Source organism: Aquabacterium sp. A7-Y (assembly GCF_026153205.1).
In the GTDB taxonomy this organism is placed as follows: Bacteria; Pseudomonadota; Gammaproteobacteria; order Burkholderiales; family Burkholderiaceae_C; genus Caldimonas.
The window spans coordinates 58,594-81,844 of record NZ_JAPFBW010000030.1; the positions used below are offsets into that span (position 1 = coordinate 58,594).

21 protein-coding genes are annotated in these 23,251 nt (G+C 67.4%); 16 read left to right on the forward strand and 5 right to left on the reverse strand.

Annotated elements, in window-relative coordinates; translation table 11 throughout:
* The first annotated feature begins 96 nt into the window (after nt 1–96).
* Complete coding sequence (locus OOT46_RS23435) at nt 97–891, forward strand: protein-S-isoprenylcysteine O-methyltransferase (RefSeq protein ID WP_265406044.1); 795 nt, start codon at nt 97–99, stop codon at nt 889–891.
* A 40-nt stretch (nt 892–931) separates the two neighbouring features.
* On the opposite strand, the gene bfr is transcribed toward OOT46_RS23435, so the two are convergent.
* Complete coding sequence (bfr, locus tag OOT46_RS23440; protein WP_265406045.1) at nt 932–1,408, reverse strand: bacterioferritin; 477 nt, start codon at nt 1,406–1,408, stop codon at nt 932–934.
* A gap of 342 nt (nt 1,409–1,750) precedes the next feature.
* Between bfr and carA the strand changes: the two genes are divergently transcribed.
* The 4 genes from carA to OOT46_RS23460 all read left to right on the forward strand — a co-directional run bounded on the left by carA (nt 1,751) and on the right by OOT46_RS23460 (nt 7,151).
* On the forward strand, nt 1,751–2,908 hold the full coding sequence (gene carA / locus OOT46_RS23445) for a glutamine-hydrolyzing carbamoyl-phosphate synthase small subunit (protein ID WP_265406070.1): 1,158 nt from the start codon (nt 1,751–1,753) through the stop codon (nt 2,906–2,908).
* Complete coding sequence (gene carB, locus OOT46_RS23450) at nt 2,901–6,143, forward strand: carbamoyl-phosphate synthase large subunit (protein ID WP_265406046.1); 3,243 nt, start codon at nt 2,901–2,903, stop codon at nt 6,141–6,143. The genes carA and carB overlap by 8 nt, the downstream gene beginning before the upstream one ends.
* 85 nt (nt 6,144–6,228) lie before the next feature.
* Nucleotides 6,229–6,705, forward strand: a complete 477-nt coding sequence (gene greA / locus OOT46_RS23455; protein WP_265406047.1) for a transcription elongation factor GreA — start codon at nt 6,229–6,231, stop codon at nt 6,703–6,705.
* A gap of 8 nt (nt 6,706–6,713) precedes the next feature.
* The gene (locus tag OOT46_RS23460; protein ID WP_265406048.1) at nt 6,714–7,151 is read left to right on the forward strand and encodes a DUF4149 domain-containing protein; all 438 of its coding nucleotides are present in this window, start codon (nt 6,714–6,716) and stop codon (nt 7,149–7,151) included.
* A 9-nt stretch (nt 7,152–7,160) separates the two neighbouring features.
* On the opposite strand, the gene OOT46_RS23465 is transcribed toward OOT46_RS23460, so the two are convergent.
* Nucleotides 7,161–7,637 (reverse strand): YhbY family RNA-binding protein, encoded by a 477-nt coding sequence (locus tag OOT46_RS23465; RefSeq protein ID WP_265406049.1) that lies wholly within the window; start codon nt 7,635–7,637, stop codon nt 7,161–7,163.
* Nucleotides 7,638–7,657: 20 nt separating this feature from the next.
* Here OOT46_RS23465 and OOT46_RS23470 point away from each other — a divergent pair, with 20 nt between their 5' ends.
* The 4 genes from OOT46_RS23470 (at nt 7,658) to glmM (ending at nt 12,762) form a co-directional block, all read left to right on the forward strand.
* Nucleotides 7,658–8,335 (forward strand): RlmE family RNA methyltransferase, encoded by a 678-nt coding sequence (locus tag OOT46_RS23470; RefSeq protein WP_265406050.1) that lies wholly within the window; start codon nt 7,658–7,660, stop codon nt 8,333–8,335.
* 203 nt (nt 8,336–8,538) lie between these two features.
* The gene (gene ftsH, locus OOT46_RS23475; RefSeq protein ID WP_265406051.1) at nt 8,539–10,446 is read left to right on the forward strand and encodes an ATP-dependent zinc metalloprotease FtsH; all 1,908 of its coding nucleotides are present in this window, start codon (nt 8,539–8,541) and stop codon (nt 10,444–10,446) included.
* 62 nt (nt 10,447–10,508) lie between these two features.
* Complete coding sequence (folP, locus tag OOT46_RS23480; protein WP_265406052.1) at nt 10,509–11,339, forward strand: dihydropteroate synthase; 831 nt, start codon at nt 10,509–10,511, stop codon at nt 11,337–11,339.
* An 85-nt stretch (nt 11,340–11,424) separates the two neighbouring features.
* Nucleotides 11,425–12,762, forward strand: coding sequence for a phosphoglucosamine mutase (gene glmM, locus OOT46_RS23485; RefSeq protein WP_265406053.1), 1,338 nt, complete (start codon nt 11,425–11,427; stop codon nt 12,760–12,762).
* Nucleotides 12,763–12,849: 87 nt separating this feature from the next.
* Here the strand turns inward: glmM and OOT46_RS23490 are convergent, their stop codons facing one another.
* Nucleotides 12,850–13,338, reverse strand: a complete 489-nt coding sequence (locus OOT46_RS23490; RefSeq protein WP_265406054.1) for a fasciclin domain-containing protein — start codon at nt 13,336–13,338, stop codon at nt 12,850–12,852.
* A 298-nt stretch (nt 13,339–13,636) separates the two neighbouring features.
* Here OOT46_RS23490 and pstS point away from each other — a divergent pair, with 298 nt between their 5' ends.
* From pstS to phoR, 7 genes are all read left to right on the forward strand, one after another.
* Nucleotides 13,637–14,674, forward strand: a complete 1,038-nt coding sequence (gene pstS / locus OOT46_RS23495) for a phosphate ABC transporter substrate-binding protein PstS (protein WP_265406055.1) — start codon at nt 13,637–13,639, stop codon at nt 14,672–14,674.
* A 133-nt stretch (nt 14,675–14,807) separates the two neighbouring features.
* Nucleotides 14,808–15,785 (forward strand): phosphate ABC transporter permease PstC, encoded by a 978-nt coding sequence (gene pstC / locus OOT46_RS23500; protein WP_265406056.1) that lies wholly within the window; start codon nt 14,808–14,810, stop codon nt 15,783–15,785.
* Entirely contained in the window at nt 15,782–16,648 is an 867-nt protein-coding gene (gene pstA, locus OOT46_RS23505; protein WP_265406057.1) for a phosphate ABC transporter permease PstA, read from the forward strand. Before pstC ends, pstA begins: the two co-directional genes overlap by 4 nt.
* 17 nt (nt 16,649–16,665) lie before the next feature.
* On the forward strand, nt 16,666–17,451 hold the full coding sequence (pstB, locus tag OOT46_RS23510) for a phosphate ABC transporter ATP-binding protein PstB (RefSeq protein WP_265406058.1): 786 nt from the start codon (nt 16,666–16,668) through the stop codon (nt 17,449–17,451).
* Nucleotides 17,452–17,473: 22 nt separating this feature from the next.
* Nucleotides 17,474–18,181, forward strand: coding sequence for a phosphate signaling complex protein PhoU (gene phoU / locus OOT46_RS23515; RefSeq protein ID WP_265406059.1), 708 nt, complete (start codon nt 17,474–17,476; stop codon nt 18,179–18,181).
* 16 nt (nt 18,182–18,197) lie between these two features.
* Nucleotides 18,198–18,896, forward strand: coding sequence for a phosphate regulon transcriptional regulator PhoB (phoB, locus tag OOT46_RS23520; protein WP_265406060.1), 699 nt, complete (start codon nt 18,198–18,200; stop codon nt 18,894–18,896).
* Nucleotides 18,897–18,909: 13 nt separating this feature from the next.
* Nucleotides 18,910–20,256: a phosphate regulon sensor histidine kinase PhoR gene (phoR, locus tag OOT46_RS23525; protein WP_265406061.1), complete on the forward strand. Its 1,347-nt coding sequence runs from the start codon at nt 18,910–18,912 to the stop codon at nt 20,254–20,256.
* Here the strand turns inward: phoR and OOT46_RS23530 are convergent.
* The gene (locus OOT46_RS23530; protein WP_265406062.1) at nt 20,235–21,593 is read right to left on the reverse strand and encodes an MATE family efflux transporter; all 1,359 of its coding nucleotides are present in this window, start codon (nt 21,591–21,593) and stop codon (nt 20,235–20,237) included. The two genes, phoR and OOT46_RS23530, sit on opposite strands and share 22 nt — an antisense overlap.
* Nucleotides 21,593–23,248, reverse strand: a complete 1,656-nt coding sequence (locus OOT46_RS23535; protein ID WP_265406063.1) for a hypothetical protein — start codon at nt 23,246–23,248, stop codon at nt 21,593–21,595. The genes OOT46_RS23530 and OOT46_RS23535 overlap by 1 nt, the downstream gene beginning before the upstream one ends.
* Nucleotides 23,249–23,251 lie beyond the last annotated feature (3 nt).

The window sequence follows — 23,251 nt, forward strand, 5'->3', positions numbered from 1 at the left end:
CCGCCACCACGCGGCCTGCGACATTCCCCGCCACCAGCTCTCGAGGACAGACGACGCCATGCCACGTCCCAACACTACCGGCCCGCAGCGGGCTGCATGCACCCTCGCCCGGTGGCCGGTGACGCTCGCATCGGGCGGCCGGTCGGGGTCAACCGCGGGGGCCCGGTGAAGCGCCTGCCGGCCGCTTCGTCGCCCCAGCGCGGGGAAAACGCGACGGCGGGCGTGTACGGAGCCCGCTTGCGCCTGGGGGGGCCAGTGCTGCTGTTCGGCGTGGTCCTGGCGGTCTACCTGTGGCGCCGCGGCGCGGCGTGGTGCTGGCCCGAACTCGTCTGGTACCTGGCGGCCCTCCTGCAGCTGGCGATACGCTGGCCGCATGTGGAGGCCAACCGGGCGAACCGGGTGGCCCGCAGCCGGGTGAGCCGGCTGGAACAGTGGCTGATGTTTGGCGTCTTCCTGACGCTGCTGGGCCTGCCGATGTTCTATCTGGCGACGCCCTGGCTGGATGCCTTGAACTACCAACTACCGAGCGCGCTGCCGATGCTGGCGGCGGGGATGATGGCCGCGTCCTTGTGGCTCTTTTATCTGGCGCACGCCCATCTGGGCCGTCAGTGGTCGCCTTCACTGGAGGTGCACGCGGAGCACCGGCTGGTCACCGAGGGTGTGTACCGCCTGGTCCGCCATCCGATGTACGCATCGATCTGGCTGTTTGCACTGGCCCAGCCCCTGCTGATCCAGAACGCGGTGGCCGGTGCTCTGGCGGTGCCGGGCTTTGCGCTGTTGTACTTTCTTCGCGTCCCGCGCGAGGAGGCCCTGATGCTGGACACCTTCGGGGACGAGTACCGCGCCTACATGCGGCGCGCCGGACGGGTGCTGCCGCGCCTCGGCGGCTGAGGAGGGCGGCCCTCGGAGCCGCCCCGGCTGCGGGCCCGGTTCAGGCGACCTCGGCCATCACCGACTGCAGGTAGTTCTGCAGTCCGACCTTGGTGACGAGATCGAGCTGGGTCTCCAGGAAGTCGACATGCTCCTCGGTGTCGTCGAGGATCTCCTGCAGCAGATCGCGCGAGACATAGTCGCGCACCGACTCGCAGTAGGCGATGCCGTCCTTGATGGTCGACTGCGCCGCCTGCTCCAGCCGCAGATCGCACTGCAGCACCTCGACGACTTCCTCGCCGATCATCAGCTTGCCGAGGTCCTGCAGGTTGGGCAGGCCGTCGAGCATCAGGATGCGGGCCGTCAGCTTGTCGGCGTGTTTCATCTCGCCGATCGACTCCTCGTACTCCTTCTTGGCCAGCTTGTCGAAGCCCCAGTGCTTGAGGATGCGGTAGTGCAGGAAGTACTGGTTGATCGCGGTCAGCTCGTTCTTGAGCTGGGCGTTGAGGTGTTCGATGACTTTCGGGTCGCCCTTCATCGTGGCTCCTGTCCTTGTTGTAATGAACGAATCGCCGGATTGTGGCGCCGGACGGCGTCGCGTCCAAGCAAAGACGGCTTTCCGGCGCATTGGCTGCGCATGAGAGTGAGAGGCCTTCGCGTTACGGCGTTGACTTCGCCGCATGTCGCGGAGGCGCGCGGGGGTGTGGCGCATCTCGATGTCGGCTGGCAAACTTTGGCCGAGCTATAATCCCGAGGTTTACCCGCAACCACCCCGCCTAGCGAAACCCCCCGTAGTTTCCACCCCGGCACGCTGCTACAGCCGCCGGAGCGCTGCTTGTCGAGCAGAGCTGGGCGCGCCTACATCTACGGAGAGTATCCCGTGCTGCCGCAACTGCCCCTAGCACTCCTCGCACTCGCAGACGGCACGGTCTTTCGTGGCACCTCGATCGGCGCAGCCGGTCACACGGTCGGCGAAGTCGTGTTCAACACCGCGCTCACCGGCTATCAGGAAATCCTCACCGACCCGAGCTACTGCCGCCAGATCGTGACCCTCACGTATCCGCACATCGGCAACGTCGGCGTCAACGACGAGGATATCGAGGCGCCGAAAGTCCATGCCGCCGGCCTCATCATCAAGGATCTGCCGGTCCTCGAATCCAACTTCCGCATGACGCGGACCCTGCCCGAGTACTTGCAGCAGGAAGGCACCGTCGCGATCGCCGACATCGACACCCGCCGCCTGACCCGCATCCTGCGCACCACCGGCGCGCAGAACGGCTGCATCCTGGCCCTGCGCCTCGGCGAGCAGATCACGCAGGCCCACATCGACGACGCGATTGCCCGCGCCAAGGCAGCACCCAGCATGGCGGGCCAGGACCTCGCCAAGGTGGTGAGCGCGAGCAGCCGCTACGACTGGACCGAAAACGAGTGGAAGCTCGGCGAGGGCTACGGCCAGGTCGCGAACCCGCGCTTCCATGTGGTGGCCTACGACTTCGGCGTCAAGCGCAACATCCTGCGCATGCTGGCCGAGCGTGGCTGCAAGGTCACGGTGGTGCCGGCCACGACGCCGGCGGCCGAGGCGCTGCAGTACCGCCCCGACGGCATCTTCCTGAGCAACGGCCCCGGCGACCCCGAGCCCTGCGACTATGCGATCCAGGCCTCGCGCGAACTGATCGAGCAGGGCTTGCCGACCTTCGGCATCTGCCTGGGGCACCAGATCATGGCGCTGGCGTCGGGGGCCAAGACCTTCAAGATGAAGTTCGGCCACCACGGCGCGAACCACCCGGTCAAGGACCTCGATTCAGGCCGCGTCAGCATCACCAGCCAGAACCATGGATTCGCGGTGGACGAGGCCTCGCTGCCCGCCAACCTGCGGCCCACCCATGTGAGCCTGTTCGACGGCACCTTGCAGGGCCTGGCCCGCACCGACAAGCCGGCTTTCTGTTTCCAGGGGCACCCCGAGGCGTCGCCCGGCCCCAGCGACATTGGATACCTCTTCGACCGCTTCGTGGCGTTGATGGAGAAGAAGAATGCCTAAGCGGAACGACCTCAAGACCATCCTGATCATCGGCGCCGGCCCCATCATCATCGGCCAGGCCTGCGAGTTCGACTACTCGGGCGCCCAGGCCTGCAAGGCGCTGCGGCAGGAGGGCTACAAGGTGGTGCTGGTCAACAGCAACCCGGCCACCATCATGACCGACCCCGAGATGGCCGATGTCACCTACATCGAGCCCATCACCTGGCAGGTGGTCGAGCGCATCATCGCCAAGGAGCGCCCCGACGCGATCCTGCCGACCATGGGCGGCCAGACCGCGCTGAACTGCGCGCTCGACCTGCACAAGCACGGTGTGCTGGCGAAATACGGCGTCGAGATGATCGGCGCCAACGAGCACGCGATCGAAAAGGCCGAGGACCGCCAGAAGTTCAAGGAGGCGATGACCAAGATCGGCCTGGACTCGGCCAAGTCCGGCATCGCCCACTCGATGGAAGAGGCCTGGACGGTGCAGAAACGCATCGCTGCCGAAACCGGCGGCCCGGGCTTCCCGACCGTCATCCGCCCCAGCTTCACCCTCGGCGGCACTGGCGGCGGCATCGCCTACAACCCGGAAGAGTTCGAAGAGATCTGCAAACGTGGCCTCGACCTGTCGCCGACCAAGGAACTGCTGATCGAAGAATCGCTGATCGGCTGGAAGGAGTACGAGATGGAGGTGGTCCGCGACAAGGCGGACAACTGCATCATCGTCTGCTCGATCGAGAACCTGGACCCGATGGGCATCCACACCGGTGACTCCATCACCGTGGCCCCGGCCCAGACCCTGACCGACAAGGAATACCAGCTGCTGCGCAACGCCTCGGTGGCGATCCTGCGCGAGATCGGGGTGGACACGGGCGGCTCCAACGTGCAGTTCTCAATCAATCCCGAGAACGGACGCATGATCGTGATCGAGATGAACCCGCGGGTGTCGCGGTCCTCGGCACTGGCCTCCAAGGCCACCGGCTTCCCGATCGCCAAGGTGGCGGCCAAGCTGGCGGTCGGCTATACGCTCGACGAGCTGCGCAACGAGATCACCGGCGGCGCGACCCCGGCGAGCTTCGAGCCCAGCATCGACTACGTCGTCACCAAGATCCCGCGCTTCGCCTTCGAGAAGTTCCGCGAGGCCGATTCGCGCCTGACCACCCAGATGAAGTCGGTCGGCGAAGTGATGGCGATGGGCCGCACCTTCCAGGAGAGCTTCCAGAAGGCGCTGCGCGGCCTGGAGACCGGCATCGACGGCCTCACCGAGCGCAGCACGGACCGCGAGGAGATCGTTCAGGAGATCGGCGAGCCCGGCCCCGAGCGCATCCTCTTCGTCGGCGATGCATTCCGCATCGGCATGAGCCTGCAGGAGGTTTTCGAGGAAACCGCCATCGACCCCTGGTTCCTGGCCCAGATCGAGCAGATCGTGAAGACCGAGCAGCAGCTCGCCGGACGTGAGCTGGCGAGTCTGTCGGCCGAGGAACTGCGCTTCCTGAAGAAGAAGGGTTTCTCGGACCGGCGCCTGGCCCGGCTGCTGGGGACCAACCAGCACGAGGTGCGCCGGCGCCGCCATGCCGAGGGCATCCGCCCGGTCTACAAGCGCGTCGACACCTGCGCGGCCGAGTTCGAGACGCAGACCGCCTACATGTACTCGAGCTATGACGAGGAGTGCGAGGCCCAGCCGACCGACAAGAAGAAGATCATGGTGCTGGGCGGTGGTCCGAACCGCATCGGCCAGGGCATCGAATTCGACTACTGCTGCGTCCACGCCGCGCTCGCGATGCGCGAAGACGGCTACGAGACCATCATGGTCAACTGCAACCCCGAGACGGTCTCGACCGACTACGACACCTCGGACCGGCTCTACTTCGAGCCCGTCACGCTGGAGGACGTGCTGGAGATCGTCGACAAGGAAAAACCCGTCGGCGTGATCGTCCAGTACGGCGGCCAGACGCCGCTGAAGCTGGCGCTCGACCTCGAAGCCAACGGCGTGCCCATCATCGGCACCACGCCGGACAGCATCGACATCGCCGAGGACCGCGAGCGCTTCCAGAAGCTGCTGCACGAGCTGGGTCTGAAGCAGCCGCCCAACCGCACTGCCCGCACCGAAGAGCAGGCGATGAAGCTGGCGCAGGAGATCGGCTACCCGCTGGTGGTGCGCCCGAGCTACGTGCTGGGCGGACGCGCCATGGAGATCGTGCACGGCGACAAGGACCTGGAGCGCTACATGCGCGAGGCGGTCAAGGTCTCCGAGAAGTCCCCGGTGCTGCTGGACCGCTTCCTCGACGACGCCATCGAGGTCGACGTCGATTGCATCAGCGACGGCAGCGACGTGATGATCGGCGGCATCATGGAGCACATCGAGCAAGCCGGCGTGCACTCCGGCGACTCGGCCTGCTCATTGCCGCCCTACACGCTGTCGCAGGCGCTGCAGGACGAGCTGCGTCGCCAGACCACCTTGATGGCCCGTGCCCTCAAGGTGGTGGGCCTGATGAACGTGCAGTTCGCGATCCAGGGCGAAGGCGACAACGCGGTGGTCTACGTGCTGGAAGTGAACCCGCGCGCTTCGCGCACCGTGCCCTATGTCTCCAAGGCCACCGGACAGCCGCTGGCGAAGATCGCCGCGCGTTGCATGGCCGGCCAGAAGCTCGTGAGCCAGAAGGGCGTCAAGGGCGAGGTGATCCCGCCTTACTTCAGTGTCAAGGAAGCGGTTTTCCCCTTCAACAAGTTCCCGGGCGTCGATCCGGTGCTGGGCCCTGAGATGCGGTCCACCGGCGAGGTGATGGGCGTGGGCAAGACCTTTGGCGAGGCCATGCTCAAGAGCCAGCTGGCTGCCGGCTCGCGTCTGCCGGCCAGCGGCACGGTCTGCATCACGGTGAAAAACAGCGACAAGGAGCGCGCCGTCGAGGTCGCCCGTGCGCTGCACAGCCTGGGCTTCCAGCTGGTCGCCACACGTGGCACCGCCGGGGCGATCACCGCGGCCGGCGTGCCGGTGCGCACGGTCAACAAGATCAAGGATGGTCGCCCGCACATCGCCGACATGATCAAGGCGGGCGAGATCCAGCTGGTCTTCACGACTGTCGACGAGACCCGCACGGCGATCGCCGACTCGCGCTACATCCGCACCGCAGCACTGGCCAACCGCGTGACCTACTACACGACGATGGCCGGTTGCGAGGCCGCGGTCGAGGCGCTGAAGCATCTCGACGACCTGGTGGTGTATTCCGTGCAGGAACTCCACAAAGAGCTAAACTAAACCGAACTTTGCACCCAGCGGCCGCCGCCGCCCTCCTGAAAAGGAGAGTGGCGGCGGCTGATTTTTTGCTGCCGGAGAGATACTGATGGCCACCATTCCTTTGACCAAACGCGGCGCCGAGAAGCTCAAGGAGGAGCTGCACCGCCTGAAGACGGTCGAACGCCCGGCCGTGATCACCGCGATTGCCGAGGCGCGCGCGCAGGGCGACCTGTCCGAGAACGCCGAATACGACGCCGCCAAAGACAAGCAGGGCTTCATCGAGGGCCGCATCCTCGAGATCGAGGGCAAGCTCGCGGCCGCGCAGGTGATCGATCCGTCCGCCCTGGATGCCGGTGGCCGCGTCGTGTTTGGCGCCACCGTCGATCTCGAAGAGGAAGAGTCGGGCGAAGCGGTGACCTACCAGATCGTCGGCGACGACGAGGCCGACCTGAAACACGGTCTGATCTCGGTCAGCTCGCCGATCGCCCGGGCCATGATCGGCAAGGAAGCCGGCGACGTCGCCGAGGTGCAAGCCCCCGGCGGCATCAAGCGCTACGAGATCGTCGAGGTTCGTTACCTCTGAGCACCGTGATGAGCCTGATGCGCTTGCGCGGCTGGCTGACCGGCTTGTGGGCCGGCAGCGTGGTGTCGGTCGGTGCGATCGCGGCGCCGGCGCTGTTCGCGGTGCTGGAGCGTGCGCAGGCCGGTGCGGTCGCCGGGCGGCTCTTCACGGTCGACGCCTATCTGGGCCTGGCGCTCGCCGTGGTGTTGCTGCTGCTGGAGCGGCGTCTCGCGGCGCATCGGGCCGACACCGCACAAGGCTCGCGGATGAGCACCGAGCTGGTGCTGGTGCTGGCGGTGCTGTTCTGCATCGTGGCCGGCTATTTTGCTGTGCAGCCGATGATGGAGCAGGCAAGGGCGGGGCAGGGCCGCTGGTCTTTCGGGGTGTTGCATGGCCTGTCGAGCGCGTTTTTCGCGCTCAAGGGGCTGCTGCTGCTGGTGCTCGCATGGCGCAGCGCCCCCCGCTGAGGACGGTGTTCAGCCGCCCGAGGCCCTTTTCTTGATGCTGGTCGCGCGGGTCTTGGCCCGCTTGATGCTACCGCCTCGCGTGAGGCGCTCGTTGCCCAGCACCGTGACCTTCTTGATCTCCGGCCGGCCGCCGCCCTGCTTGGAGTACTTGATGATCTTGACCGTCTTGGGCGCCGGCTTGCGGTCCTCGCGCTCGGCTTTTTCCTTGGGCGGCACCGGGCGCCACAGCACCAGCAGTTTGCCGATGTGCTGGATTGGGGCGGCGTTGAGCTCGTCGGCCAGGCGGGCCAGGATCTCTTCGCGGGTCGCGCGTTCATCGGAGAACACCCGCACCTTGATCAGGCCGTGGGCGTTGAGGGCAGTGTCGGTTTCCTTCAGCACCGCGGGGCTGAGGCCCTCGCCGCCAATGAGGACGACGGGGTCGAGATGATGGGCCTCGGAGCGCTTTTCTTTGCGCTGGGCAGGGGTCAGATTGATGGCAGGCATCCGCGTATTATCGTTTGGCAATGAAGATCAAAACCAAAAGCAAGAAGGTCAACAAGGCGTGGTTGCATGACCATGTCACCGATCCCTACGTCCGGCTGGCACAGAAGGAGGGCTACCGGGCCCGGGCGGCGTACAAACTCAAGGAGATCGACGAGGAGCTGCACCTGCTCAAGCCGGGCCAGCTGGTCGTCGACCTGGGAGCGGCCCCCGGCGCCTGGAGCCAGTACGTCCGGCGCAAGTTCGCGCCGCGCGATGCCGCGGGCGGCGGCGCCGCCGTGGGGGCGCTCAACGGCACCGTGATTGCGCTGGACCTGCTGGATTTCGAGCCGATCGAGGGGGTGCACTTCATCCAGGGCGACTTCCGCGAGGAAGCGGTGCTCGCCGAGCTGCAGGCGGCCGTGAACGGCCGGCCGGTGGACGTCGTGATTTCCGACATGGCGCCCAACCTGTCGGGGATCGAAGTCTCGGACGCTGCACGCATCGCCCATCTGGTCGAACTCGCCGTGGAGTTCTCGCAACAGCACCTGCGGCCCGATGGGGCGCTGGTCTGCAAGGTCTTCCACGGCAGCGGCTACAGCCAGCTGGTCGACCTGTTCCGCAGCAGCTTCCGCACCGTCAAGCCGATCAAGCCGAAGGCCTCCAGGGACAAATCGTCTGAAACCTTTCTGGTCGGCCGGGGTCTCAAGCAACAGGCTTGAACGCCGATAAAGGGCGTAGCGGGCTGAAAGCAGAGGAGCGGGGTGCTTTCCGGACAGTGGAGGCCGCCTTCGCAACGATAGAAAACACCTGTCACAAGCGTGGGAAACATCAAAGAGAAGCGGGTCTTGACTCGTCTAGAATTGCCCCGATCTATTCGGTATTCGCATTATTTTCGTTATCAGGAATCGGAGAAGGAGCCGCGGTGAACAATCAATGGTTCTCTAAAGTGGCCGTGTGGTTGGTGATTGCGCTGGTGTTGTTCACCGTGTTCAAGCAATTCGATCGCGGCGTGGCCACCTCGGGACAGATCGGCTACTCCGATTTCCTCGAGGAAGTGCGCGGCAAGCGCATCAAGTCGGTGACGCTCCAGGAAGGTGCTGGCGGCACCGAGATCATCGCCGTCACGAACGACGAGAAACGCATCCGCACCACCGCCACCTACCTCGATCGGGGCCTGGTTGGCGACCTGATCAACAACGGCGTCAAGTTCGACGTGAAGCCGCGCGAGGAACCCTCGCTGCTGATGAGCATCCTGATCTCCTGGGGGCCCATGCTGCTGTTGATCGGCGTGTGGATCTATTTCATGAGGCAGATGCAAGGCGGCGGCAAAGGCGGGGCCTTCAGCTTCGGTAAAAGCCGGGCGCGCATGCTGGACGAGTCGAACAACTCCATCACCTTCGCCGACGTGGCCGGCTGCGACGAGGCCAAGGAAGAGGTCAAGGAGTTGGTCGATTTCCTCAAGGACCCGCAGAAGTTCCAGAAGCTGGGCGGCCGCATCCCGCGCGGCGTGTTGATGGTCGGCCCCCCGGGGACCGGCAAGACCTTGCTGGCCAAGAGCATCGCTGGCGAAGCCAAGGTGCCTTTCTTCTCGATCTCCGGCTCTGACTTCGTCGAGATGTTCGTCGGTGTCGGCGCGGCCCGCGTCCGGGACATGTTCGAGCAGGCCAAGAAAAACGCGCCCTGCATCATCTTCGTGGACGAAATCGACGCGGTCGGCCGCCATCGTGGCGCCGGCCTCGGCGGCGGCAACGACGAGCGCGAGCAGACCCTCAACCAGATGCTGGTCGAGATGGACGGCTTCGAGACCAACCTCGGTGTGATCGTGATCGCGGCCACCAACCGGCCCGACATCCTCGACCCGGCGCTGCTGCGTCCCGGCCGTTTCGACCGCCAGGTTTACGTGACCCTGCCGGACGTGCGTGGCCGTGAGCAGATCCTGAACGTGCACATGCGCAAGGTGCCGATCGGTACCGACGTTCGGCCCGACATCCTGGCCCGCGGCACGCCCGGCTTCTCGGGCGCTGACCTGGCCAACCTGGTCAACGAGGCGGCGCTGTTTGCTGCCCGTCGCAGCGGTCGCGTGGTCGAAATGCAGGACTTCGAGAAGGCCAAGGACAAGATCCTGATGGGCCCGGAGCGCAAGTCCATGGTGATGCCCGAGGAAGAGCGTCGCAACACTGCCTACCACGAGTCGGGCCACGCCCTGGTGGCGCGCCTGCTGCCGAAGACCGACCCGGTGCACAAGGTCACCATCATCCCGCGCGGCCGTGCGCTGGGCGTGACGATGCAACTGCCCGAAGGCGACCGCTACAGCATGGACAAGGAGCGCATGCTCAACACCATCTCGGTGCTGTTCGGCGGACGCATCGCCGAAGAGGTGTTCATGAACCAGATGACCACCGGCGCCAGCAACGACTTCGAGCGTGCCACCCAGATCGCCCGCGACATGGTCACCCGCTACGGCATGACCGACGAGCTGGGCCCGATGGTCTACGCGGAGAACGAGGGCGAGGTGTTCCTCGGCCGTTCGATCACCAAGCAGGTCAACGTCTCCGAGCAGACGATGCAGAAGGTCGACCACGAGATCCGCAAGATCATCGACGACCAGTACACCATCGCCCGCAAACTGATCGAAGACCACCAGGACAAGATGCACGTGATGGCCAAGGCGCTGCTCGAGTGGGAGACCATCGACGCCGATCAGATCGAGGACATCATGTCCGGCCGCCCGCCGCGCCCGCCCAAGGACTGGACGCCGTCCAGCCCCAAGAGCGGCGGTGGCGGCAGCACCCCGCCGGTCAACACCGACGGTGCGCCGGCCGCGGCTTGAGCCGATTCGACGTTTCTCACGACGGGGCCTCGCGGCCCCGTTTTCCATTTGAGGCAGCGCCCATGCAGTGGCAGACCACCCGCTTTCGCATCGACTTGTCGCATCCCCGCGTGATGGGCATCGTCAACGTCACGCCCGACTCCTTCTCCGACGGCGGTCTGCATGCCGACACCCGCGAGGCCCTGCTGGGCTGCGAGCGGCTGCTGGCGGAGGGCGCCGAGATCCTCGACATCGGCGGCGAGTCGAGCCGGCCGGGGGCCGCCGCGTTGCCGCTGGAGGAGGAGATGGCCCGTGTGCTGCCGGTGCTGCGCGGTGCCCTGCGCCTGGGCGTGCCAGTGTCGGTCGACACCTACAAGACCGAGGTGATGAGGGCGGCGCTCGATCTCGGCGTGGACGTCGTCAATGACATCAATGCGCTGCGCACACCCGGCGCCGAGGACGTGGTGGCGGGCCACCCCGCCTGCGGCGTCTGCCTGATGCACATGCAGGGCGAGCCGAAGTCCATGCAAGCTGCGCCCCGCTATGCCGGCGATGTGGTGCGGGAGGTCGGCGGCTTCCTGGCCGCGCGGGCCGGGGTGCTGCGCGGGCGCGGTGTGGCGGCAGAGCGCATCGTGCTGGACCCGGGCTACGGCTTCGGCAAGAGCGTTGAGCACAATTTCGAGCTGCTGGCCCGGCAGTCCGAGCTGCTCGGGCTCGGATATCCCGTATTGGCCGGCTGGTCCCGCAAGTCCTCGCTGGGTGCCGTGACCGGGCGGCCGGTCGACGAGCGGCTTGCCGCCAGCGTCGCGGCAGCACTGGCGGCCGTGCAGCGGGGCGCCCGTGTGGTGCGTGTACACGATGTCGCCGCGACTGTCGATGCCCTGAAAGTGTGGCGAGCGGCCGGCCTGGCGTGAGCGGACAGCGGCGAGAATACACCCCCCTCCCGTTCGTACAGTAGCGAACCGATTTCCCCTATCGACAAGACGACAAGAAGGTGCGATGAGCAGAACCTATTTCGGCACTGACGGCATCCGCGGGACCGTGGGCCAGGCCCCCATCACCCCGGATTTCATGCTCCGCCTCGGCCACGCTGTCGGCCGGGTGCTCAAGGCCCGCAACACAGGGCGCCCCACTGTCCTGATCGGGAAGGACACCCGCATCTCCGGCTACATGCTGGAGTCGGCGCTCGAAGCCGGCTTCGCGTCGGCCGGCGCCGATGTGCTGCTGAGTGGTCCGCTGCCGACCCCGGGCGTGGCCTACCTGACACGCGCGCTGCGCCTGGACCTCGGCGTCGTGATCAGCGCCTCGCACAATCCCTTCGGCGACAACGGCGTCAAGTTCTTTTCCGCCCGCGGCGAGAAGCTGCCCGACGAATGGGAGATCCAGGTCGAGGCGGCGCTGCAGGAAGAGGCCCACTGGGCCGACTCCGCCAGCCTGGGCAAGGCGCGCCGCCTCGACGACGCCCAGGGCCGCTACACCGAGTTCTGCAAGAGCACCTTCAGCAACGACCTTTCGCTCAAGGGCCTCAAGGTCGTGGTGGACGCCGCCCATGGGGCCGCCTACCAGGTGGCGCCCCACGTCTTCCACGAACTGGGCGCCGACGTCGTCTCCATCGGCTGCGCGCCCGACGGCTACAACATCAATGCCGGCTTCGGTGCGACGGCGCCTGCCGCGCTCGTCAAGGCGGTGCAGGCGCATGGCGCCGACTACGGCGTGGCGCTCGACGGCGACGCCGACCGCCTGCAGCTGGTGGATCGCCAGGGCCGGCTCTACAACGGCGACGAGCTGCTTTACGTGATGGTGGCCGACCGGCTGGCGCAGCAGCAGACAGTGGCCGGCGCGGTCGGCACGCTGATGACCAACATGGCGGTGGAAGTGGCGCTGCAGGCCCGCGGTGTCGAATTCGTGCGTGCCAAGGTGGGCGACCGCTATGTGCTGGAGGAGCTGACGTCGCGCGGCTGGCAGCTCGGCGGCGAGGGCTCGGGCCACCTGCTGGCGCTGGACAAGCACACCACCGGTGACGGCATCGTCAGCGCCCTGCTGGTGCTGCAGGCCGCGATCCGCTCCGGCCGCACGCTGGCCCAGCTGCTCGATGGGGTCGCCTTGTTCCCGCAGACTTTGATCAATGTGCGGCTGAATCCCGGCCAGGACTGGAAGTCCAACACCCGGCTGGCGCAAACCCAGGCGGCCGTCACCGAGGAGCTGAAGTCACGCGGGCGCGTGCTGATCCGGCCCTCGGGCACCGAGCCGCTGCTGCGTGTGATGGTCGAGGCCGAAAGCGAGGCGCTGGCGCGGCAGTGCGCCGAGCGGCTGGCCGAGGCGGTGCGCGCCGGCTGAGGGAGGCTGCGCGCTTCGGAACGCCGGCGCCTCCAGCGAGGGGCGGCTGCCAAGGCCGGGCAAACGTCCGGCCCTGGGGCGTCCCGCTTACTTCTTGACCGGCGGCATCAGCACGCGGTCGATCACGTGCACCACACCGTTGCTGGCCGGCACGTCGGCCTGCTGCACCATCGCATCCTCCACCGTGACGAAGGTGCCGGAGCGGGCCAGCGCGAGCTCGCCGCCCTGCAGGGTCTTGACGCTGCCGTTTTGCACCTGGGCCGCATCCATCTTGCCCGGCACGATGTGGTAGGCCAGCACCGCCTTGAGGCGCTCCTTGTCCTTGCCCAGCGCTTCCAGCGTGGCGGGTGGCAGCTGCTTGAAGGCTTCGTCCGAAGGCGCAAACACTGTGTAGGGCCCGGCGGCGCGCAGCGTCTCGGACAGGCCGGCATCGGCCACCAGCTTGTTCAGCGTGGTCAGTTGGGGCGTGCTGCCGGCGGCATCCGCCACGGTGGTGCGGGCCGGGTTGGCGGCGCAGCCGACCAGCGTGGCAAACAGTGCGGCGCTCAAGGCGAGCACCCAGGTGCGTTGGATCATGAAAGCTCCTTGGTCATACGGGACACGCTGTAGCGCGCTGGCCGGCGGGTCGGCACGGCTCGGTTCTCAGCGGCGCGGAGCTTAGAAGCGTCACATGACAGTTCGGTGAAGCTCCTGTGACAGCCCGGCGAAGCCAGCATTCAAGCGGGCAGGAGCGGGACCGACAGGCAGGCTGCTTGCTCGATCGCTGGTTGATGTCACCGGGATGTCACAAAGCGCTTTTACAGTCCGCCACCGTCGAGAGAGCGCTTTTTTTGTGTGGCTCTGTGTCCCATCCTTGATCCCCGAGGTGAAAGCAATGAACTTTTCGCTGATTCAATCCGTTCTGGCCGCGGCCGCGCTGGCAAGTGTCGCCGGCTTCGCCCAAGCCCAGGACGTCACCGGTGCCGGTGCCTCGTTCCCGGCGCCCGTGTATGCGAAGTGGGCTGACGCCTACAACAAGGCGACGGGTGCCCGCATCAACTACCAGTCGGTCGGTTCCGGAGCCGGCATCCGCCAGATCAAGGCCAAGACGGTGGACTTCGGTGCCTCCGACGCCCCCCTGAAGGACGATGAACTGGCGAAGGACGGTCTGGTGCAGTTCCCGACCGTGATCGGCGGGGTTGTGCCGGTGGTCAACATCAAGGGCATTGCGCCGGGGCAGCTCAAGCTCAGCGGGCAGGTCCTCGGCGACATCTTCCTCGGCAAGGTGACCAAGTGGAACCATGCCGCGATCGCCAGCCTGAACCCGGGCGTGGCCTTGCCTGACGCGACGATTGCCGTGGTGCGCCGCGCCGACGGCTCCGGCACCAGCTTCATCTTCACCAACTACCTCTCGAAGGTGAACGCCGACTGGAAGAGCCAGGTCGGCGAAGGCACCGCGGTGAAGTGGCCCACCGGCGCCGGCGGCAAGGGCAACGAGGGCGTGTCGGCCTTCGTGCAGCGCCTGCCGAACTCGATCGGCTATGTCGAGTACGCCTACGCCAAGCAGAACAAGATGTCGCATGTGCTGCTGCGCAACAAGGACGGTCAGTTTGTCGCCCCCGACGAGGCCAACTTCAAGGCCGCCGCGGCCGGTGCCGACTGGAGCAAGAGCTTCTACCAGGTGCTGACCGAGCAGCCCGGCAAGGACGCCTGGCCGATCACCGGCGCCACCTTCATCCTGATGCACAAGTCGCAGGACAAGCCGACCCAGGCCACCCAGGCGCTCAAGTTCTTCGACTGGGCCTATGGCAGCGGGGACAAGATGGCGTCCGACCTGGAATACGTGCCGCTGCCCGACTCCGTCAAGGCGCTGGTGCGCAAGCAGTGGGGCGAGATCAAGGACAGCTCCGGCAAGGTGGTCGCGATCAAGTGAGGCAGCCGCCGGCGAGATCGCCGGCGTTGGGCGCTGATGGCGCCCGTCGCGGGGTGGCACTGCCACCCCGTCTGCGCATGGAGGGGGAATCGTGACCGCTACACTCCGGGCATCCGACTACAGAACTGACAATATGCAAAGAACCGACCCCCTGGGTGAGCCGCCGGTGGGCCGACGGGGCTCGCCGTGGGCGGACACCTTCTTCTCGTTCCTGGCGCACGGAGCGGCCCTGCTGACCCTGGCCTTGCTGGCGGGCATCATCGGCTCGCTGATGGTGGGCGCCGCGCCGGCCATCGAAGCCTACGGCCTGAGTTTCCTCTGGCGCAGCGAGTGGGACCCGGTGCAGGAGCAGTACGGCGGCCTGGTGATGATCTACGGCACGCTGATGACCTCGCTGATCGCGCTGCTGATCGCGGTGCCCGTCAGCTTCGGCATCGCGCTGTTCCTCACCGAGCTGTCGCCGGGCTGGCTGCGCCGGCCACTGGGTACGGCAATCGAGCTGCTCGCCGCGGTGCCCTCGATCGTCTACGGCATGTGGGGCCTGCTGGTGTTCGGCCCCATCCTCGCAACCTATGTGCAGCAGCCGCTGCAAGGGGTGTTCGGCGAGATGCCGTTTCTGGGCGGGCTGGTCTCCGGCCCGCCGGTGGGCATCGGCATCCTGTCCGCCGGCATCATCCTGGCGATCATGATCATCCCCTTCATCGCCTCGGTGATGCGCGATGTGTTCGAAGTGACGCCGGCGCTGCTGAAGGAGTCGGCCTACGGCCTCGGCTCCACCACTTGGGAGGTGGTCTGGAAAGTGGTGCTGCCGTACACCAAGACCGGCGTCATCGGCGGCATCATGCTGGGGCTGGGCCGTGCGCTGGGTGAGACCATGGCAGTCACCTTCGTGATCGGCAACATGAACCAGCTCAGCTCGCTGTCGCTGTTCGAGCCGGCCAACAGCATCACCTCGGCGCTGGCCAACGAATTCGCGGAGGCGGCCGAGGGCCTGCACCAGGCCTCGCTGATCTACCTCGGCCTGGTGCTGTTTTTCATCACTTTTGTCGTGTTGTCGTTTTCGAAGATCCTGCTGATGCGCCTGAAGCAGCGTGAAGGAGTCCGCACATGAGCGTCCTCCAGCTCGATGCGGCCCGCTTGGCGGTGCACCGCCGTCGCAAGCGCGTGAATGCGATCGCGCTGGCCCTCTCGCTGGCCGCGATGGCTTTCGGCGTGTTCTGGCTGCTGTGGATTCTGTTCGAGACCGTGCGCCTGGGCCTGGGCGGCATGGCGCTGTCGCTCTTCACCGAAATGACGCCGGCGCCGATGGCCGAAACCGGCGGCCTGGCGAACGCCATCTTCGGCTCCCTGGTGATGGTCACGCTCGCGACCTTGCTGGGTACGCCGATCGGCATCCTGGCCGGCATCTACCTCGCGGAGTACGGCCAGCGCGGCTGGCTGGGCCATGTCACGCGTTTCATCAACGACATCCTGCTGTCCGCGCCGTCCATCGTCGTGGGTCTGTTCGTCTACGCGGTGGTGGTGGCGCCGATGAAGGGCTTCTCGGGCCTGGCGGGTGTCCTGGCGCTGGCGCTGATCGTCATCCCGGTGGTGATCCGGACCACCGAGAACATGCTGATGCTGATCCCCAACGCTTTGCGCGAGGCGGCCTATGCGCTCGGCACGCCGAAGTGGAAGGTGGTCTCCTTCATCACGCTGAAGGCCGCGCGCGCCGGCGTCGTGACCGGGGTGCTGCTGGCACTCGCCCGCATCGCCGGCGAGACGGCGCCGCTGCTGTTCACGGCGCTGAGCAACCAGTTCTGGACCGCCAGCCTGACCGAGCCGATGGCGAGCCTGCCAGTCACTATCTTCAAGTTCGCGATGAGCCCCTACGAGAACTGGCAGAAGCTGGCCTGGGCGGCGGTCTTCCTGATCACGATAGGCGTGCTGCTGCTCAACATCGTCGCGCGCACGCTGTTCCGCAACAAATCCTGATCCGAGGCCCCGACCCCATGGACGCAAAAGTCGAACTGCCCGTGACCGAGAAGGCCAAGCTCTCGGTGCGCAACCTGAACTTCTACTACGGCAGCTTCCACGCGCTGAAGAACATCAACCTCGAGATCCCCGAAAAGAAGGTCACGGCCTTCATCGGCCCCTCGGGCTGCGGCAAGTCGACCTTGCTGCGCACCTTCAACCGCATGTTCGAGCTCTACCCGGAGCAGCGCGCCACCGGCGAGATCCTGCTCGACGGCGAGAACATCCTGAAATCGCGGCTCGACGTCTCGCTGATCCGCGCCAAGGTCGGCATGGTGTTCCAGAAGCCGACGCCTTTCCCGATGTCGATCTACGACAACATCGCCTTCGGTGTGCGCCTGTTCGAGACCCTGCCGCGCGCCGAGATGGACGAGCGGGTCGAATGGGCGCTGAAGAAGGCAGCGCTCTGGAAGGAAGTCAAGGACAAGCTCAACCAGAGCGGCGCGGGCCTCTCCGGCGGCCAGCAGCAGCGCCTGTGCATCGCCCGCGGCATCGCGATCAAGCCCGAGGTCTTGCTGCTCGACGAACCCTGCTCGGCGCTGGACCCGATCTCCACCGGCAAGATCGAGGAACTGATCCACGAGCTGAAGACCGACTACACGGTGGTGATCGTCACGCACAACATGCAGCAGGCTGCGCGCTGCTCGGACTACACCGCCTACATGTACCTGGGCGACCTGATCGAGTTCGGCCCCACCGCCGACCTCTTCATGAAACCCAAGCAGAAGGACACTGAGGACTACATCACCGGCCGTTTCGGTTGAGCCCTCGCAAGGAGAGAACATCATGAGCGACAAGCACCTGTCGACCCAGTTCGACGCCGAGTTGAGCGGTATCTCCACGCGTGTGCTGGAGATGGGCGGCCTGGTCGAGGCGCAGGTCGCTCAGGCGATCTATGCCCTGAGCAACTTCAGCGGCGAGACCGCGACCCAGGTCATCGCGCAGGAAGAGCGGGTCAACCAGATGGAGGTCGACATCGACCGCGACCTCTCCACCATCATCGCGCGGCGCCAGCCGACCGCGCGCGACCTGCGCCTCCTGATCGCGATTTCCAAGACCATCGGCAACCTGGAGCGGGTGGGCGACGAAGCGGCGCGCATTGCGCGCACCGTGCAGCGGCTCATCAACACCGGCGTGTCGAGCCGGCTGCGCCTGCCGCTGGGCGACCTGTCCTTCGAGGCCTCGCTCGCGACCGACCAGCTGCGCAAGACCCTGGATGCCTTCGCCCGGCTGGACGTCAAGAAGGCGGTGGAGGTGCTCAAGCAGGACAACCAGATCGACCAGGAGTTCGACGGCCTGATGCGCAAGCTCATCACCTACATGATGGAAGACCCGCGCACCATCTCGGCGAGCATCGACCTGGTGTTCGTCGCCAAGGCGATCGAGCGGGTCGGCGACCACGCCAAGAACCTGGCCGAGCAGATCATCTACATCGTCAAGGGCACCGACGTCCGCCACATCCCGATGGAAAGTGTCGAGTCGGTGCTGAAATAAGCCCACAGGAGTCTCCATGAGCCGTGTACTGGTGGTCGAGGACGAAGCTGCCATCGCCGAGCTGATCTCGCTGAACCTGAGGCATTCGGGCTACGAGGTGAGCGTCGCGCCGGACGCGCTGCGTGCGCAGAGCGAGGTCGACCGTGTGCTGCCCGACCTGGTGATCCTCGACTGGATGCTGCCGGGGCAGTCGGGCCTGGCGCTGGCCAAGCGCTGGCGCGGAGAGTCGCGCACCCGCGAGATGCCCATCATCATGCTGACGGCACGCTCTGACGAGCCGGACAAGATCGCCGGCCTGGACGCGGGCGCCGACGACTACCTGACCAAGCCCTTCTCGACCAACGAGCTGATGGCACGCATCCGTGCCGTGCTGCGGCGCAAGGCGCCGGAGGCGCTGGACTCCGCGGTGGAGGTCGGCGGCCTGCGGCTGGACCCGGCCACGCGGCGGGTGTCGCGTGGCGAGCGCGACGTCAAGGTCGGCCCGACCGAATTCAAGCTGCTGCACTTCTTCATGACCCACCCCGAGCGCGTGCACAGCCGCGCGCAGCTGCTGGACCGGGTCTGGGGCGACCATGTGTTCATCGAGGAGCGCACGGTCGACGTGCACGTCAAGCGCCTGCGCGAAGCCCTGGCCCCGGTACAGTGCTCGCAGATGATCGAGACCGTGCGCGGCGCCGGTTACCGCCTGACCCAGCAGCTGTCCGCGACGGCCTGAGGTCCGGCACCCGATGAGCTGGTTTCTTCAGCGGGTATTTCTTCACGTCGTGATGATGGTGGTGGGCGGAGTGGCGGGGCGCATTGCCGGCGCACCGCTCGGCTTCGCCGCCGCCGGCATGATGCTGGGTGCCGCGCTCGGCGTGGGGCTGGTGGTGCTGGTCGACGCCTTGCGCGGCCGGCGCCTGCTCAACTGGCTGCGCGGCTCCCAGCACGAGCCCGCGCCGCGCGACAGTGGCTTCTGGGGCGAGCTGGGCTACCGTATCGAGCGCGCGGTGCGCAGCCGCGAGATGGCGCTGGTGCAGGAGAAGGCGCGGCTGGCGCAGTTCCTGTCCGGCATCGAGGCCTCGCCCAACGGCGTCATGCTGCTCGACGCCAACGACCAGATCGCCTGGTGCAACCGCCTGGCCGCCGAGCACTTCGGCCTGGACCCGGTGCGCGACCTGAGCCAGCACCTGACCAACCTGGTGCGGGCGCCCGGTTTCGTGAGCTACCTGCGCGAGGGCCAGTTCACCCAGCCGGTGGTGTTCCCCAGCCCGGGCGGGCGCGGCATGGTCTCGGTGATTCTGCGTACCTATGGCGACGGCATGAAGCTGCTGCTCTCGCAGGACATCACCGAACGCGAGCGGGCCGAGACCATGCGGCGCGACTTCGTCGCCAATGTCTCGCACGAGATCCGCACGCCGCTGACCGTTCTGTCGGGTTTCATCGAGACCCTGGTCAACCTGCCGCTGACCGAGGTGGAGCGCAAGCGCGTGCTGAGCCTGATGGCGCAGCAGACCGAGCGCATGCAGACCCTGGTCAGCGACCTGCTGACCCTGGCCCAGCTGGAGGGCAGCCCGCGCCCGCCGTCGGACCGCTGGGTCGACGTGGCGAAACTGATGCAACTGGCCGAGAGCGACGCCCGCACGCTGTCGCCGGGCCGCCACCAGCTGTCCTTCGAGGCGGACGGCCCGGCGCAGCTGGCCGGTGCCGAGAGCGAGCTGCTCAGCGCCCTCACCAACCTGGTCTCCAACGCGATCCGCTACACGCCCGAAGGCGGCGCCATCTCGGTGCGCTGGCAGGCCCGCTCCAACGGCTCGGGTGAATTTATCGTGAAGGACAGCGGCATCGGCGTCGAGAAGGAGCACATCCCCCGGCTGACCGAGCGCTTCTACCGCGTCGACGGCAGCCGCTCCCGCGACACCGGCGGCACCGGGCTGGGCCTGTCCATCGTCAAGCACGTGCTGCAGCGCCATGGCGGTGAGCTGGACGTGCAGAGCGAACCGGGCAAGGGCTCGGAGTTCCGCCTCATCTTCCCCTCGCTGCGGGTGCGGCCCCTCGTGCCGTCGGACGAAGCTCAGTCGCGGCCGGGACGCTGAAGCCCGCGCCGGGCCAGCGAGCGCCACAGCAGCACGAGCACCAGTGCCACCAGCGCCAGCGCCGCCGCGTTGGCGAACCAGAAGCCGGCCGGCCCCTGCAGGGCCGGCGGCACCTGGCCGCCGACGTTGAAGCCCAGCGCATAGCCGCCGCCCAGCCCGAAGCCCCACAGCGCAACCACGTAGACCGCGGCTGGCAGCATCGCCACGCGGAAGGAACGCAGCGCGAAGGCCGCGGTCACCTGGGTGGCGTCGCCGAGCTGGTAGAGCGCGATGTAGACGATGAGGCCGCTGGCGACCGCCTGCACCGCCGGGTCGGTGCTGTAGAGCGCCACCACCGCGCCGCGCAGCAGATAGACCAGCCCGCCGAGCGCGACCGACAGGCAGACCGCCAGCCCGATGCCCTGCCAGCCGGCGTGCCGCGCCTCTTCGATGCGGCCGGCGCCCCGCAGTTGCGACACCTGGGCCCCGGTGGCGATCGCGATCGACAGCGGCAGCATGTAGAGCACGCTGGCCAGGTTGGAGACGATCTGGTGGCCCGCGACGGCGGTGGTGCCGAGCCGGGCGATGAACACCGCCATCAAGGTGAAGGCGGTGACCTCGACGAAATAGCTGGCGCCGCTGGGCAGCCCCAGGCGCAGCAGCTCCTTCTGCACGCTCCAGCGCGGGCCATGCCAGCCCTGCCAGAGCCGGAAGGGCCGGTAGATCGGGTGGCGCAGCAGCATGGCTGCCGCCACCAGGACGAGGGCGGCGTTGATCGCCAGCGTCGCCATCGCGCAGCCGGCCACGCCCTGCGGCGGGAGGCCGGCGCCGCCGAAGATGAACCACCGATTCAGCGGCAGCTTCAGCGCCAGCGCGCCGAGCTGCAGCAGCGTCACCAGCAGCGGCTTGGAGATGCCCTGGTTGAGCCCGGTGTAGCAGCGGAACAGCAAGGCCAGCGGCAGCCCCCAGGCCTGCCAGCCCAGGTAGTCGCGCGCGCGGGCCAGCACCTCGGGGGGCGCGCCGGTCAGGCCAAGCAGGAGATCGGGCCAGCGCATCAGCAGCAGGCCGGGCAGGGAGACCGCCAGCGCCAGCCAGACGGTCTGGCGGAAGGCCTCGCCCACCTGCAGGTCCTCGCCCGCGCCGCGATGGTGGCCCACGATAGGGATCAGCGCCTGCACGATCCCGCTGGCGCCGATATAGAGGCTCACGTAGAGCGCGATGCCCACCGACAGCGCGGCGAGATCGACACTGGCGTAGCGCCCCGCCATGACGGTATCGGCCACGCCGAAGCCGATGGTCGCCAGCTGGCCGACCAGGATCGCGGCGGCATCGTGTGCGATCCGGCGCAAGGCCGGCATCAGCCGCCCGCCTCCGATCGACGGAACACGTAGGTGTACTCGTTGCTGCGGTCGGTGGGGCGGCGCTCGCGCGCCACCGGCGTCCAGCCTTCCGGCGTCGGCACGGAGGCGCCGCCGGGCAGCATCAGGTAGTCGCAAGACGGCGCGTTGAGCACATGGGCCGCATAGACGCGCCAACCGCCCAGCGCTTCCAGCGCCGCGATCTGGCTGCGCGCCAGCCCGCGCGCCTCGATGCAGGCGCCGCGTGGCAAGTGCAGGCCGAGCCGTTGCACCAGCGGCCGCTCGCTGCGGGCATAGTTCAGCACCGGCAGCAACAGGCTCATCAGCAGCAGCCAGGACAGCGCGACGCCGCTGGCGGGCAGTACCAGGCTGCGCCAGAGCGCCTCGCGGTTGCGCCCGGCACGCCAGCGCACCAGCCACAGCCATGCCGCCGTGGCGAGCAGCGCGGCCAGCAGCGCCGCCAGCGAGAAGCGGGGCTCGAAGCCGGGCGCCAGCTTCATGACGTTGGCGGCCGGCTTGGCCGGCACGCCGGTCTGCAGCGAGACATAGATGACCCAGATGGTCAGCGCGCAGAAGCTGAAAAAAAACACCGAGAACCAGTCGATCGCCGAGGCCACGCCGCGGCGCAGGGTGGGCAGCGAGAAGCCGGCCAGCACGGCCAGCGAGGGCAGGGCGAGCATCAGGGCCCGGTCCGAACCGTTCATCACGACGCAGGCCCCCACTGCGACACCGGCTGTCGCCAGCGGGACGGCGATGTGGCGCTTGAGCAGGTGGCCACGCCAGCGCCAGACGGTCCAGGCCGCCAGCGGCCAGGCCGGCCAGGTGAACCAGGCCAGCAGCCGCACCACCTGGCGCAACTGCGGGCGCGGGTCGGCCCGCCAGGCCCAGGCGTCGAAGCCGGTGGCCACCAGCGCGGTCAGCAGCAGGGCGGCGAAGACCCAGGCCGCGAAGGCCTTGGTGCGCACATCCTCGGACAGCCAGCACACCGCCAGCGCGACGAAGGCGAGCAGCACCGCGATGTTGGGCGCGCCGCTGCCCGCCATCAGGGGCAGGGCGGCCAGCACGGCGAGCCGGGGTTTCCAGCGACGCACGCCGCTGGCCGCGAGGGCATAGATGAGCAGGGCCGTGCCGGTCAGCTGCAACAGCTCGGGCGTGGTTTCGTGGCCGAGCTGCAGCAGACCCAGCGTGGCGAGCAGCGCCAGCACGGCGCCGTCGGCGATGGCGCGCGCGTAGTCCACCGGCTTGGCCTCGCCGCCGAAGGCGAAGGACACCGGCTGGGCGGCGTCGGTGCGGGCGAGGTGGTAGCAGGTGTACCAGGTGAGCATCAGGACCGCGATGAGCAGCAGCGCGAAGGGCACACGTGCTGCGAAGGCCGGATCGACCATGCCGTCGAAGAGCCGGATGAAGGCAGCGCCGAGCCAGTAGGGCAGCAGGCCGCCGTCGGGCGGCAGGCCACCGACCAGAGGGTGCCACCAGTCGGCGCCGCCGCGCGCGAGCTGGTGCATGAAACCGAAGGCGGTGACGTCGGCGCTGCGCCAGGGATCCCGGCCGAATACGCCGGGCAGCACATAGGCGGCGCACAGCAGCACCAGCGGGATGCGCGGCAGGCGCTGGGCGGCACGTTCGGTGACGATGGCGGGGGTGGGATGGTTCACGTG

Bases quoted from the DNA above. Each gene is read 5' to 3' on its own strand.
- OOT46_RS23435 (WP_265406044.1), top strand. From the start codon at position 97: ATGCACCCTCGCCCGGTGGCCGGTGACGCTCGCATCGGGCGGCCGGTC.
- bfr (WP_265406045.1), bottom strand. From the start codon at position 1,408: ATGAAGGGCGACCCGAAAGTCATCGAACACCTCAACGCCCAGCTCAAG.
- carB (WP_265406046.1), top strand. From the start codon at position 2,901: ATGCCTAAGCGGAACGACCTCAAGACCATCCTGATCATCGGCGCCGGC.
- greA (WP_265406047.1), top strand. From the start codon at position 6,229: ATGGCCACCATTCCTTTGACCAAACGCGGCGCCGAGAAGCTCAAGGAG.
- OOT46_RS23460 (WP_265406048.1), top strand. From the start codon at position 6,714: ATGAGCCTGATGCGCTTGCGCGGCTGGCTGACCGGCTTGTGGGCCGGC.
- OOT46_RS23465 (WP_265406049.1), bottom strand. From the start codon at position 7,637: ATGCCTGCCATCAATCTGACCCCTGCCCAGCGCAAAGAAAAGCGCTCC.
- OOT46_RS23470 (WP_265406050.1), top strand. From the start codon at position 7,658: ATGAAGATCAAAACCAAAAGCAAGAAGGTCAACAAGGCGTGGTTGCAT.
- folP (WP_265406052.1), top strand. From the start codon at position 10,509: ATGCAGTGGCAGACCACCCGCTTTCGCATCGACTTGTCGCATCCCCGC.
- glmM (WP_265406053.1), top strand. From the start codon at position 11,425: ATGAGCAGAACCTATTTCGGCACTGACGGCATCCGCGGGACCGTGGGC.
- OOT46_RS23490 (WP_265406054.1), bottom strand. From the start codon at position 13,338: ATGATCCAACGCACCTGGGTGCTCGCCTTGAGCGCCGCACTGTTTGCC.
- pstS (WP_265406055.1), top strand. From the start codon at position 13,637: ATGAACTTTTCGCTGATTCAATCCGTTCTGGCCGCGGCCGCGCTGGCA.
- pstC (WP_265406056.1), top strand. From the start codon at position 14,808: ATGCAAAGAACCGACCCCCTGGGTGAGCCGCCGGTGGGCCGACGGGGC.
- pstA (WP_265406057.1), top strand. From the start codon at position 15,782: ATGAGCGTCCTCCAGCTCGATGCGGCCCGCTTGGCGGTGCACCGCCGT.
- pstB (WP_265406058.1), top strand. From the start codon at position 16,666: ATGGACGCAAAAGTCGAACTGCCCGTGACCGAGAAGGCCAAGCTCTCG.
- phoU (WP_265406059.1), top strand. From the start codon at position 17,474: ATGAGCGACAAGCACCTGTCGACCCAGTTCGACGCCGAGTTGAGCGGT.
- phoB (WP_265406060.1), top strand. From the start codon at position 18,198: ATGAGCCGTGTACTGGTGGTCGAGGACGAAGCTGCCATCGCCGAGCTG.
- phoR (WP_265406061.1), top strand. From the start codon at position 18,910: ATGAGCTGGTTTCTTCAGCGGGTATTTCTTCACGTCGTGATGATGGTG.
- OOT46_RS23530 (WP_265406062.1), bottom strand. From the start codon at position 21,593: ATGCCGGCCTTGCGCCGGATCGCACACGATGCCGCCGCGATCCTGGTC.